Genomic DNA, 11641 nt, shown 5'->3' with positions numbered 1-11641 from the left:
GCTTCACGCGCTGCGCCAGGCGGTCCGCCGGTTGCAGGCGCGCGACGGCGCAGCGCGGCTTCCGACCCTGAAACGATGCCGCGCGAGCCGTCAGCGGCACGCGTTCAGCAAGTCGTCGAGCGCCGCTTCCTCGCGGGCAAAACGTTCGACGAGGAAGTCGAGCAGCACGCGTACGCGCGGCGCCATGTAGCGCTTGCCGTGATAGATCGCGTGCAGCGGCGCGTCCTGATGCCGCCAGTCGGGCAGCAGCACGCGCAGTCGGCCCGCGCGCACGTCGTCGGCGATGTCCCATAGCGACTTCAGCGCGATTCCGTGGCCGCGCAGCGTCCATTCGCGCGTGAGGCCGCCATCGTTGGTTTCGAACGCGCTCGACATGGGCACCGTGTGAGTCTGCACTTCGTCGCCGCGCGTGAAACGCCACGTGTTCATCGGACCCGACGCAATCGTGATCACGTTGCACGGAAAGCGGGCCAGATCGTGCGGATCGGCCGGCACGCCGTGACGCCGGACGAACGACGGCGCCGCGCACAGCACGCGGCGGTTCGCGGCGAGCGGCCGCGCGATCAGCGCGCCGTCGGGCGGTGCGGCAAAGCGTATCGCGAGGTCGATCTCGTCCTGCCACAGGTTCGACGCCGAATCGGACGCCGTCAGCGAGAACGTCACGCCCGGATGCAGTGTCGTGAATTCGTGGAGCCAGTCGAGCAGCTGGCGGCGGCCGAAATCGGACGTCGACGACAGCCGCACCTTGCCGGCGACGACGTTGCGGCCTTGCTGCAGCAGCGCGTGTGCATCGTCGAGCGCCTGCAGCGCCTGGCGGCAGCAGCTCAGGTAGAGCCGCCCTTCGTCGGTGAGCCGCAGCTGCCGCGTGGAGCGCTCGAACAGCCGTGTCGCGATGTTCGCCTCGAGCTTCGCGAGGCGCGCGCTCGCAGCGGCCGGCGTCAGATTCAGCTTGCGCCCGGCCGCGGACAGGCTGCCGAGGTCCGCGGCTTCGACGAACAGCCGGATGTCGCCCAGTCGGTCCATCTGATTTTCCAAAATTTTTTGAAAATGATTCAAGTGCCACGCCAATTATCAAAGATAGGCGTATTCGGGACAATGCGCGCACCTCGTGCTTTTTGTGCGGTGCGGCACCCACCGGGCGCCGCATCCGCCGTCCAACGGAGAACGTCATGCCCATTCCGCTCCTGGCGCTCGCGATCAGCGCGTTCGCCATCGGCACCACCGAATTCATCATCATGGGGCTCCTGCCCGAAGTCGCGCGCTACCTCGCCGTGTCGCTGCCGTCGGCCGGGCTGCTGGTGACCGGCTACGCACTCGGCGTCGCGGTCGGCGCACCGTTGCTCGCGGTGCTGACGAGCCGCATGCCGCGCAAGGCCGCGCTGGAGTTGCTGATGGCGATCTTCATCGTCGGCAACGTGCTGTGTGCGATCGCGTCCGGCTACGCGATGCTGATGGTCGCGCGCGTCGTCACGTCGTTCGCGCACGGGTCGTTCTTCGGAATCGGCGCGGTGGTCGCCGCGTCGCTGGTGCCGGCTGACAAGCGTGCGAGCGCGATCGCGCTGATGTTCACGGGACTCACGCTGTCGAACGTGCTCGGCGTGCCGTTCGGCACGCTCGTCGGCCAGCTGCTCGGCTGGCGCGCGTCGTTCTGGATCGTCGCGGCACTCGGCGTGCTGTCGCTCGGCGGTGTTGCGCTGCTCGTGCCGAACCGTCATGACAGCGGGCCCGTCGGCCTCGGTCACGAGGTGCGCGTGCTGAAGGACCCGCAAGTCTGGCTCGCGTTGCTGATGACCGTGCTGGGCTTCGGCGGCGTGTTCGTCGTGTTCACGTACATCGCGCCGATTCTCGAAACCGTCACCGGCTACTCGCCGCGCGCGGTCGCGCTGATCCTCGTGCTGTTCGGCGCCGGGCTGACGGTCGGCAACATGCTCGGCGGCAAGCTCGCCGATCGCGCGCTGATGCCGTCGCTGATCGCGATCCTCGTCGCGCTGATGGCCGTGATGGCCGCGTTCGCGAAGACGAGCCACTTGCCCGTCGCGGCGGCGGTCACGGTATTCGTCTGGGGGATCGCAGCATTCGCAACGGTGCCGCCGCTGCAGGCGCGCGTCGTCGAGAAGGCCGCGAGCGCGCCGCACCTCGCGTCGACGCTGAACATCGGCGCATTCAACGTCGGCAACGCGGCCGGTGCGTGGCTCGGCGGCGTCGCGCTCGCGCATGGCTTCGCGCTCGATGCGCTGCCGTGGGTCGCCGTCGCGGTGACCTTCGCGGCGCTCGTCGTCACGTGGCTCGCGATGCGGCTCGATGCGCGCGGCCCGGCACGCGGCGCGGCGCCTGCCGCGCATTGAACGCTGCATCGCCTCGGGCTGCGCGGCGCGCGGCGCCGGCGCGATAGCGACACGCAAAGGTTCGCGAGAAACGCATTCCTCCGCGATGCTGATAACGGTGTGAAGATAACTTCGTTTGCCGGCCCGGGGCTGGGTGATAGCGTCTCGATACGCGCCGTTCGTGGCGCAATCCGATTCCGGCTTACCCCATTCGCAGGGCCGCATCGCGGCCCGGAGGCCATGCTATGTCTTCACCCCTGGCGCTGGTGCGCGACGTGTCTTCCTTCGAGTCCGGCGATACGGGCGACGCGCGGACGTCCGTTCCGCTCGACGCGCTCGAGCAGGTCGTCGGCGTGAATCTCGCGCGTCTGCGCGCGGAGCGGCAACTGTCGCTCGATGCGCTTGCGCGGCTGTCCGGCGTATCGCGCGCGATGCTCGCGCAGATCGAATCCGCGCGCAGCGTGCCGTCGATCAAGGTGCTGTGCAAGATCGCCGCCGCACTAAAGGTGTCGGTCGCCGCGTTCCTGCGCCGCCATGCGGTGAACGGCTTCGAGCATCTGGCGGCCGAGCGCGCGGCGCGTGTGGTCAGCTCGAACGGCCGTTTCTCCGCGCGTGCGTTGTACCCGGAAGGCGAGCCGGCCGCGGCCGAGTTCCACGAGTTGCGGATCGCACCGTTGCACACCGAACCCGGCACGCGCCGCGCGCCCGGCACGACGGTCAATCTGGTCGTCAGCGAGGGCACGCTAGAAGTCAGCGTGCACGATCGCCGTCAACTGCTCGCGACCGGCGACGCGATCGTGTTCGACGCCGACCAGCCGTACAGCCTGCGCAACCCCGGCGACAGCGAGGCACGCGCGTTCCGCGTCACGGTGAGCGCCGAAGTGCCGCCGCGCTGGCTCGTGCGCGATGCCGCGCACGCGGGCGGCTGAACGCACCGTTGACCGCGTCGCGCCGGTTCCGGCCGCGGCGGTCGCGCAAGCACGGCGCCGGCCGTTCGGGCGATGCCGTTAGACGATACCGTCAGTAAGGTTTTGAGTGTGATCGGCTGCGTGGCGAGCGCGGCTGATGTATGCTTGGCCCGCCGGCGTCGGGGTGGATCCCCGGCCGGCAATCAGTGCGTCTTCAGGGCGGGGCGAAATTCCCCACCGGCGGTAGGCTGGCGAAAGCCGGCGAGCCCGCGAGCGCCCGCGCATCCGCGCGGGGTCAGCAGATCTGGTCGAATGCCAGAGCCGACGGTTACAGTCCGGATGAGAGAAGATGTGCAGATAGTCATGTCCGTCAGGGCCGCTTCGCCGTGTGTGCGAAGCGGGTTGTCGTTCTGTCTGTTTGCAATGCCCTGGAACGTTTTTCGCCCAAATCGTAATCGCGAGGAGCGTTTCACATGTCCTTCAAGTCCGTTTCGTCGGCACCCGCCGATGCCTTTGCCGATCTCCCGTTGCTGGATTCCGAACCGGTGCCGCCGCGCATCGCCGCCGCGCTCGACGCATTGCGCGCGGGCCGCGCGGTCGTGTTGCAGGACGATCACGACCGTGAAAACGAGGCCGACCTGATCGTCGCCGCCGAACGCATCACGCCCGAGACGATGGCGCTGCTGATCCGCGAGTGCAGCGGCATCGTGTGCCTGTGCCTGACCGACGACAAGGTGCGCGCGCTCGAGCTGCCACCGATGGTGCAGACCAACGAAAGCCGCAACGGCACCGCGTTTACCGTGTCGATCGAGGCACGTGAAGGCGTGCATACGGGCGTGTCCGCGGCCGATCGTGTGACGACGATCCGCGCGGCGATCGCCGACGATGCGAAGCCGTACGACATCGTGCGCCCCGGCCACGTGTTTCCGCTGCGCGCGCAGCCGGGCGGCGTGCTCGCGCGCCGCGGCCATACCGAAGGGACGGTCGATCTGTCGATCCTCGCGGGGTTGAAGCCGGCCGGCGTGCTGTGTGAACTGATGAATCCGGACGGCACGATGACGCGCGGCGACGACGTCGAGCGGTTCGCGCGGCTGCACGGGCTGCCGATGCTGACGATCGCGGAGCTGGTCGAATTCCGCGAAGCGCTCGCGGCCGCGCGCGAGCGCTGCTGCGAACCGGCCTGACGGGGCGGCTGCTGCGCGCCGGTGCGCGCGACGCGGCCTGCGGGCGGCATCGCGCACCGGGCGGCCTGGCCGTTCCGGGCCGGCCTCGGGCGGCCGGCCGTCAGGACTGCACGTCGCCGAACTCGCCGCGCAGGCCGGCGGCGACGAGCGCCGGCAGTTCGTCCATGTTGCGCATGATCCGCGTGATGCCCATCGCGCGCAGCGCGTCCGCGTAGTTGTCGGGGATGTGGCTCGCGCCGACGAACGCGATCGTCTTCATCCCCGCGGCGCGCGCCGCGTTCAGGCCCGACACGCTGTCCTCGACGACGATGCAGCGCGCCGGCGCGACGCCGAGCGTCTTCGCTGCGTGCAGGTACACGTCGGGGTAAGGCTTCGGCCGCGCGACCTGCTCGGAGCTGAACACGCGATCGCCGAAAATATCGGTGAGCGATGCGCGCTTCAGCGAGCTGCGCACGCGCGCGAGCCGGCTGTTCGACACCACGGCAGCGGGCAGCTCGACCTTCAGCAACGCGTCGCGCACGCCGGTGATCGGCGCGAGCGATTGCGCGAGGCCGGTCTCGATGTTGTGCTCGATGGTGTCGATGAAGTTCTCGGGCATCCGGATCCCGAAATGCGCTTCGAGCCCGGCGAGAAAGCGCGACGTCTGCTGGCCGAAGGCGGATTTCGCGGCGTCGGCGAAATCGAGGTGCGGAAACGTCGCGGACAGCGTTTCGAACAGTACGCGGTCGGCAATGACTTCGCTGTCGACGAGTACGCCGTCGCAGTCGCAGATGAGATGATCGAGCATGGTGGTGAAGAAGCAGAGTGCCGGCGACGCCGGGCATCCCGCCATGATACGTGCTTTCGCAACCGCGCCGCGCGACGCTCGGCGAGCGGTTCGCGACGCATACGGCAAACCGGTTCGCCCGCGGGGCCGCTCCGGCGTATTGGATTCGTATGCGCTTCCCGACGCGGCGATGGCGACTGCGGCATGCCGCCGCCGGCCGCCGCCACGTCCATTGTGCATCGACCATGCGCCCCGGCTGTCACGACATCATCGCAGTCTCGGCCGGTTCGCGCGGCGAGCCCGTCATCGATCGTCGTCCTGACTGAAGTCGAGGTCGCGAGTGGCGGCCGCGGGCGATTGCCGGCGGCGCTCGGTGAAAAGGGAAGGGGCAGGGCGCGCGGCAACCGCTGCCGCGCGCTCAGGCGCCGACCCGGGCTGGCGTTGCGGCCCGAGGTCGAATGGAACGCCCGATCACGCCATCGCGTGCAGGCGCAGATACAGGCCGGCTGCCGCGGCGCCGCCGAGCAGCGGGCCGATCACCGGCACCCACGCGTAGCGCCAATCGCTGTCGCGCTTGCCCGGGATCGGCAGCAGCGCATGCATCAGCCGCGGCGACAGGTCGCGCGCCGGACTCATCGCATATCCGGTCGGGCCGCCGAGCGAGATGCCGATGCCGAGCACGAGCAGGCCGACGGGCAGCGCATCGAGCGCGCCGAGGCCGACCTGCGGCGACGCGAGATACAGCACGCCGAGGATCAGCACGAACGTGCAGATCGCTTCGGTCAGCACGTTGTGCGTGGTGCTGCGGATCGCGGGCGCCGTGCAGAACACGGCGAGCTTCAGGTCCGCATCGACTTCCTTCGCGAAGTGTTGCCGATACGCGAGCCACACGAGCAATGCGCCGGCCATCCCGCCGAGCATCTGCGCAACGATGTAGCCGCCGACCTTCGACCAGGCGAACTTGCCCGCGAGCGCGAGGCTGATCGTGACGATCGGGTTCAGGTGCGCGCCGCTGAACGACGCGGTCACGTACACGGCGACGAACACGGCCATCGCCCAGCCCATCACGATCACGATCAGGTCGGCGCCCTTGCCCTTGGTCTTCGCAAGCAGCACGTTCGCAACCGCGCCGTTGCCGAGCAGCACGAGAATGGCGGTGCCGATGAATTCTGCAATATAAGGTGACATGTTTGTCTCTCGTAGATCGCGGCGGACTCGCGCGTTGCGCGGTCCGCCGGCGTTGTTGTATTTCGTTCGGATTGCTTGAGTGACTGCTTCGCCCTTTACTGAGCGTCGTCGGCCCACGCCTTCGCGGCGCGCACCGCACGCTGCCAGCCGGCCATGCAGCGCTCGACCTGGTCCTTCGGCATCGACGGCGAGAAGCGGCGATCGAGCTGCCACTGGCTGCGCACTTCGTCGAGGTTCTTCCAGTAGCCGATCGCGAGGCCCGCAAGGTAGGCCGCGCCGAGGGCGGTCGTTTCGGTGATCTGCGGACGCACCGCGTCGACGCCGAGCAGGTCCGCCTGGAACTGCATCAGCAGGTTGTTCGCGCTCGCGCCGCCGTCGACGCGCAGCTCGCCGATGCTGATGCCCGAGTCGGCTTCCATCGCGGCCAGCACGTCGAGCGACTGGTATGCGATCGCGTCGAGCGCTGCGCGCGCGAGGTGCGCGGACGTCGTGCCGCGCGTGACGCCGAATACCGACCCGCGTGCGCGTGCATTCCAGTGCGGCGCGCCGAGGCCCGCGAACGCCGGCACGAGATACACGCCGTCGGTATGCGGCACGCTCGCCGCGAGCGCTTCGATTTCGGCGGCGGTCTTGATGATGCCGACACCGTCGCGCAACCACTGCACGACCGCGCCTGCGATGAAGATGCTGCCCTCGAGCGCGTATTGCACGTCGTCGCCGATCTGCCATGCGATCGTCGTGACGAGGTTGTTCTTCGATTCGATCGGCTTGCTGCCGGTGTTCATCATCAGGAAGCAGCCGGTGCCGTAGGTGTTCTTCACCATGCCCGACGTCGTGCACATCTGGCCGAACAGCGCCGCGTGCTGATCGCCGGCGATCCCCGCGAGCGGGATCTTAGACGCGAACACCGTGGTTTTCGTGTGGCCGTAGATTTCCGACGACGCCTTTACTTCCGGCAACATGCTGCGCGGGATGTCGAGCAGTTCGAGCAGCTCGCTGTCCCACTCGCGCGTATGGATGTTGAACAGCATCGTGCGCGATGCGTTCGTCACGTCGGTCACGTGCAGCTCGTGCTTCGTGAAGTTCCACACGAGCCAGCTGTCGACCGTGCCGAAGGCGAGTTTGCCTTGACGCGCCTTGTCGCGCGCGCCGGGCACGTTGTCGAGGATCCAGCGGATCTTCGTCGCGGAGAAATACGAGTCGATCGGGAGGCCCGTCTTCGCGCGCACCTTCGCCTCGAGGCCCTGCTTCTTCAGCGAATCGCAGAAGTCGGCGGTGCGGCGATCCTGCCACACGATCGCGTTGTAGACGGGCTGGCCCGTCTCGCGATCCCAGACGATCGTCGTCTCGCGCTGGTTCGTGATGCCGATCGCGGCGATCGACGTGCCGTTCAGGCCGGTGCGCGTGACGGCCTCGGCGGCGACGCCCGCTTGCGTCGACCAGATTTCCTGCGGGTCGTGCTCGACCCAGCCAGGTTGCGGGTAGATCTGTTCGAATTCCTTCTGGGCGATCGAAACGATGTTGCCCTGGCGATCGAACAGCATTGCGCGGGAGCTCGTCGTGCCCTGGTCAAGCGCGAGGATGTACTGGTCCTGCATGTCTCTCATCTCCATCCGTGGATTGGCGTAGTTGTGATGCGCGCCGCATGTTACGCGGCGCGTCGGTGAATCAACGTCGGTCAGGCGACTGCAACTGCAAACGCATTAGAACTGCGACTGCGAACGCATCACGCGTGCGGCGCATGCGCGGCGGCGAACCACGCATCGACCGCGGCCGTCACCGCGTCGAGCGTGCCCGGCGCGACGTGCAGGCCGAGCTTCGAACGGCGCCACAGCACGTCCTGCGCGCAAGTCGCCCATTCGACGTCGCGCAGATAGCGCAGTTCGGCGTCGAAGAGGCCGGGCGCGACTTCCGTGCCGAGCTCGGCGAGCGACGTCGCGCCTTCGATCACGCGTTCCGCACGCGTGCCGTATGCACGCGCATAGCGGCGTGCGAGCGCGGCGGGCAGCCACGGGTGACGTTTCGCGAACGCGTCGGCGAACGCGTCGAACTTCGCGTTCGCGATATCGCCGCCGGGCAGCGGCGCACCCGCCGTCCACGTTTTCGCATCGCGGCCGAGCGCGCGGCACAGCAGGTCGCCGGCTTCCTCCGCGAGCTTGCGGAACGTCGTGATCTTGCCGCCGAACACCGACAGCAGCGGCGCGCCCGCGCCGTCGTCCATCTCGAGGCGGTAGTCGCGCGTGACCGCCGACGCGTTCGCCGCGTTTTCGTCCTCGAGCAGCGGGCGCACGCCCGAGTAGGTCCAGTGCACGTCGGCCGGCGAAATCTTGCGCTTGAAATAGCGGTTGATCGACTCGCACAGATACTGCGTCTCGTCGCGATCGATCGCGACTTTCGCGGGATCGTTCGTGTATTCGACGTCGGTCGTGCCGATCAGCGTGAAGTCGTGTTCGTACGGAATCGCGAAGATGATCCGCTTGTCCGGGTTCTGGAAGATGTATGCGTGATCGTGCTCGAACAGGCGTCGCGTGATGATGTGGCTGCCCTTCACGAGCCGCACGCTGTGGTGCGCGCCGCGGCCGAGTGCACCGTGCAGCACGTCGCCGACCCACGGGCCGGCCGCGTTCGCGACCGCACGCGCATGCACGACGCGGATCGATCCGTCCGCGTGCTGCAGCCGCGCTTCCCATTCGTCGCCGCGGCGTTCCGCCGACACGAGCTTCGTGCGGGTGAGGATCTCGGCGCCGCGCTCCTTCGCGTCGAGCGCATTCAGCACGACGAGGCGCGCGTCGTCGACCCAGCCGTCCGAATACACGAAGCCGCGCTTGATCGAGTCGATCAGCGGCTTGCCGGCCGCATGGCGGCGCATGTCGATGCCGCGCGAGCCGGGCAGCAGCTCGCGTTTCGCGAGGTGATCGTAGAGGAACAGGCCGATGCGGATCAGCCACGCCGGCCGCAGGTTCGGCATGTGCGGCATGACGAAACGCAGCGGCCACATGATGTGCGGCGCCGCGCGCAGCAGCGTCTCGCGCTCCTGCAGCGCTTTGCGCACCAGGCCGAATTCGTTGTACTCGAGATAGCGCAGGCCGCCGTGAATGAGCTTCGTGCTGGACGACGACGTGTGCGATGCGAGGTCGTCCTGCTCGCAGAGCAGGACCGACAGGCCGCGGCCGGCCGCGTCGCGCGCGATGCCCGCGCCGTTGATGCCGCCGCCGACGACGAGCAGATCGTAGCGATTCGGTTGGGTCACCCTGCTGTCCTTATCGTCTGATGGAAATGGGCGAACATGAAATGTTCGAATTCGAAATTTAACGAACGAAATCGAAAAAGTAAAGTTCGAAAAAGCGGGCCAGTAGCGCGCAGCGCGATCCCGGACGATACTGGCGGCATCGATCGTCTCGCGAGGTGAATCATGCGTATTGGGATGTGGGCCGGCGCGTGCGCCGTCGTGCTGTCGGCGTGCAGCGCCGGCACGCCGCCGCTGGCCGGCAACTGGCGTGCGCCGTCGTTCGTCGACCTGCAGACGGCGTGCGGCGGCGCCGCGCGCGACTGGGGTGCGGACGCGCAACCGGTGTATTCGGCGCTGTACGACGCGTACGTTGCGAAGCGGTATCGCGGATTGACGCAAGCGAACTATTGCACGTTCGTAAACGAACTTTCGGCGCACTATGCGGCGCCGGACGCGGCCGGGCGCGCCGGCTGGGTCGCCTATTTCAACGGCGCACGTGCCCAAGCGGTCAGCTGGCGGGCCGCGGTCGATCCGACGCTGCGCGGCGGCTGACGCGGTACAGCTGCGAGAGGCGGGAAAGGCGTGACAGGCGGAGAAAGCGGCGCGGCCGGGAATCCGGCCGGCGCGCTCGGGTCAGGACCAGCGGAACTTCACGAATAGCGGTATTTGATGGATCGCAGTGCGGCGTCGCCCGTCTCGGTCACGCAGTATTTGCGCCCCGATCCAAGTCCTTCCAGCCGGACAAGCTGCTGCTCGAGCAGCGCGTCGAGTTCATCCCTGTCCATGTCGCCCTGGTCGGGGGCGTCCTTCACAAGCAATAGCGTGGCGAATTCATGCGGGCTCAGCATCGTTCTCTCCATGGCAATCGGTCTGCCCGCGCGGCCGGCGCGGGCGCCGGCGCGCGATACCCCGCGGGGGTATGGCTTGGGGGGAAAGCTGTATTCGCCGGCCTTCGGATTCGCCCACGCCTTGGCACGGGCGGGTCGAGCGAACGGGCCGGGGAACTGGAGTCTAGTCGAGCGCGCGGGCAACGACAAATCGCGCCCCGTTAATTTTCAGTTTGACAGGCGCACGGCCCTCAAGCGGTCCGGCCGGCGCGTCAACTTCTTGATTTCACTTGAAGTTTCGGGTGCGGCGCAGCATCGGGGCGATCATTCCGCGACGTACACCTGGGTGCCTGCGGCGGCGACCGTGTCGGCCATCTCCGGCGGCAGCGGCTTGTCGGTGAAGAGCGCATGCACCTGGCTCAGGTGCCCTTGCCGCACCAGCGCCGGGCGGCCGACCTTCGAATGGTCGGCGACGAGATAGACGGTGCGCGCATGCTGCATGATCGCCTCGGCCACCCGCACCTCGCGCGTGTCGAAGTCGCGCAGCGTGCCGTCGGCCTCGATCGCCGACGTGCCGATGATCGCGTAATCGACCTTGAACTGGCGGATGAAGTCGATCGCGAGCTCGCCGACGATGCCCTTGTCCCACGGCCGCACGATGCCGCCCGTGATCAGCACCTCGCAGTCGGGGTAGCCGCTCATCATCGACGCGACGTTCAGGTTGTTCGTGATCACGTGCAACCCGTGATGGCGGTTCAGCGCGCGAGCGACTTCCTCGGTCGTCGTGCCGAGATTGATGAACAGCGACGCCTGGTCGGGAATGTGCGACGCGGCGAGCGCCGCGATGCGCCGTTTCTCGTCGTGAAACATTCGCTGGCGTGCCGTGTACGACACGTTCTCCGAACTGGTCGGCAGGCTCGCGCCGCCGTGATAGCGGCGCAGCAAGTTCAGGTCGGCGAGCCAGTTCACGTCGCGGCGGATCGTCTGCGGCGTGACCGCGAAGTGCGCGGCGAGATCGTCGACGGTCACGAAACCGTCGCGCTGCACCCATTCGAGCAATTCCTGCTGGCGCGCGTTGAGGGTGAGGCGGGGATCTCGGGTCATGGCTCGGCGGTCGGATCGGGAGATGAAGCCGGTATTGTAAGGGCGGGAAGGGCGTCCCACCCGGCGCGCGGTGCACAGCGGCCGTTTATTCATGCGGGAAACGTATGGATT

General features: G+C 67.8%; 11 protein-coding genes and 1 riboswitch. Of the genes, 4 read left to right on the top strand and 7 right to left on the bottom strand.

The features are described from left to right. Positions 1–90 precede the first annotated feature (90 nt). On the bottom strand, positions 91–1023 hold the full coding sequence (locus KDW55_RS06585) for a LysR family transcriptional regulator (RefSeq protein WP_209824594.1): 933 nt from the start codon (positions 1021–1023) through the stop codon (positions 91–93). Positions 1024–1169: 146 nt separating this feature from the next. On the opposite strand from KDW55_RS06585, the gene KDW55_RS06580 reads away from it, so the two are divergent. From KDW55_RS06580 to ribB, 3 genes are all read left to right on the top strand, one after another. Then, positions 1170–2345: an MFS transporter gene (locus KDW55_RS06580; protein WP_212197902.1), complete on the top strand. Its 1176-nt coding sequence runs from the start codon at positions 1170–1172 to the stop codon at positions 2343–2345. A gap of 224 nt (positions 2346–2569) precedes the next feature. Beyond that, positions 2570–3253, top strand: coding sequence for an XRE family transcriptional regulator (locus KDW55_RS06575; protein WP_069241736.1), 684 nt, complete (start codon positions 2570–2572; stop codon positions 3251–3253). 185 nt (positions 3254–3438) lie between these two features. Beyond that, positions 3439–3587, top strand: a riboswitch (FMN riboswitch). A gap of 118 nt (positions 3588–3705) precedes the next feature. Continuing rightward, the gene (gene ribB / locus KDW55_RS06570) at positions 3706–4416 is read left to right on the top strand and encodes a 3,4-dihydroxy-2-butanone-4-phosphate synthase (protein ID WP_069241735.1); all 711 of its coding nucleotides are present in this window, start codon (positions 3706–3708) and stop codon (positions 4414–4416) included. A 100-nt stretch (positions 4417–4516) separates the two neighbouring features. Here the strand turns inward: ribB and KDW55_RS06565 are convergent, their stop codons facing one another. The 4 genes from KDW55_RS06565 to glpD all read right to left on the bottom strand — a co-directional run bounded on the left by KDW55_RS06565 (position 4517) and on the right by glpD (position 9620). Beyond that, positions 4517–5203: an HAD family hydrolase gene (locus tag KDW55_RS06565; RefSeq protein ID WP_212197901.1), complete on the bottom strand. Its 687-nt coding sequence runs from the start codon at positions 5201–5203 to the stop codon at positions 4517–4519. 450 nt (positions 5204–5653) lie between these two features. After that, on the bottom strand, positions 5654–6370 hold the full coding sequence (locus tag KDW55_RS06560) for an MIP/aquaporin family protein (protein WP_040141841.1): 717 nt from the start codon (positions 6368–6370) through the stop codon (positions 5654–5656). Between the two features lie 95 nt (positions 6371–6465). Then, positions 6466–7968 carry a glycerol kinase GlpK gene (gene glpK / locus KDW55_RS06555; RefSeq protein WP_040141840.1) on the bottom strand — a complete coding sequence of 501 codons (1503 nt, stop codon included), beginning with the start codon at positions 7966–7968 and terminating at the stop codon, positions 6466–6468. A 128-nt stretch (positions 7969–8096) separates the two neighbouring features. Then, positions 8097–9620: a glycerol-3-phosphate dehydrogenase gene (glpD, locus tag KDW55_RS06550; RefSeq protein WP_059548657.1), complete on the bottom strand. Its 1524-nt coding sequence runs from the start codon at positions 9618–9620 to the stop codon at positions 8097–8099. Between the two features lie 162 nt (positions 9621–9782). Here glpD and KDW55_RS06545 point away from each other — a divergent pair, with 162 nt between their 5' ends. Continuing rightward, complete coding sequence (locus KDW55_RS06545; protein ID WP_040141836.1) at positions 9783–10151, top strand: hypothetical protein; 369 nt, start codon at positions 9783–9785, stop codon at positions 10149–10151. Positions 10152–10249: 98 nt separating this feature from the next. On the opposite strand, the gene KDW55_RS06540 is transcribed toward KDW55_RS06545, so the two are convergent. Both KDW55_RS06540 and KDW55_RS06535 read right to left on the bottom strand, forming a co-directional pair. Further along, on the bottom strand, positions 10250–10447 hold the full coding sequence (locus tag KDW55_RS06540; protein ID WP_040144790.1) for a hypothetical protein: 198 nt from the start codon (positions 10445–10447) through the stop codon (positions 10250–10252). Between the two features lie 303 nt (positions 10448–10750). Next, complete coding sequence (locus KDW55_RS06535) at positions 10751–11530, bottom strand: DeoR/GlpR family DNA-binding transcription regulator (protein ID WP_040141834.1); 780 nt, start codon at positions 11528–11530, stop codon at positions 10751–10753. Between the last annotated feature and the right edge of the window lie 111 nt (positions 11531–11641).

Source organism: Burkholderia sp. AU19243, from assembly GCF_018148075.1.
Classification (GTDB): domain Bacteria; phylum Pseudomonadota; class Gammaproteobacteria; order Burkholderiales; family Burkholderiaceae; genus Burkholderia; species Burkholderia latens_A.
The sequence above is the reverse complement of the archived record's forward strand: the minus strand, read 5'-3'. Positions and strand labels throughout refer to the sequence as shown.

Excerpts from the sequence above, each read along its gene's own strand:
- KDW55_RS06585 (WP_209824594.1), bottom strand. The coding sequence starts at position 1,023 with ATGGACCGACTGGGCGACATCCGGCTGTTCGTCGAAGCCGCGGACCTC.
- KDW55_RS06580 (WP_212197902.1), top strand. The coding sequence starts at position 1,170 with ATGCCCATTCCGCTCCTGGCGCTCGCGATCAGCGCGTTCGCCATCGGC.
- KDW55_RS06575 (WP_069241736.1), top strand. The coding sequence starts at position 2,570 with ATGTCTTCACCCCTGGCGCTGGTGCGCGACGTGTCTTCCTTCGAGTCC.
- ribB (WP_069241735.1), top strand. The coding sequence starts at position 3,706 with ATGTCCTTCAAGTCCGTTTCGTCGGCACCCGCCGATGCCTTTGCCGAT.
- KDW55_RS06565 (WP_212197901.1), bottom strand. The coding sequence starts at position 5,203 with ATGCTCGATCATCTCATCTGCGACTGCGACGGCGTACTCGTCGACAGC.
- KDW55_RS06560 (WP_040141841.1), bottom strand. The coding sequence starts at position 6,370 with ATGTCACCTTATATTGCAGAATTCATCGGCACCGCCATTCTCGTGCTG.
- glpK (WP_040141840.1), bottom strand. The coding sequence starts at position 7,968 with ATGCAGGACCAGTACATCCTCGCGCTTGACCAGGGCACGACGAGCTCC.
- KDW55_RS06545 (WP_040141836.1), top strand. The coding sequence starts at position 9,783 with ATGCGTATTGGGATGTGGGCCGGCGCGTGCGCCGTCGTGCTGTCGGCG.
- KDW55_RS06540 (WP_040144790.1), bottom strand. The coding sequence starts at position 10,447 with ATGCTGAGCCCGCATGAATTCGCCACGCTATTGCTTGTGAAGGACGCC.
- KDW55_RS06535 (WP_040141834.1), bottom strand. The coding sequence starts at position 11,530 with ATGACCCGAGATCCCCGCCTCACCCTCAACGCGCGCCAGCAGGAATTG.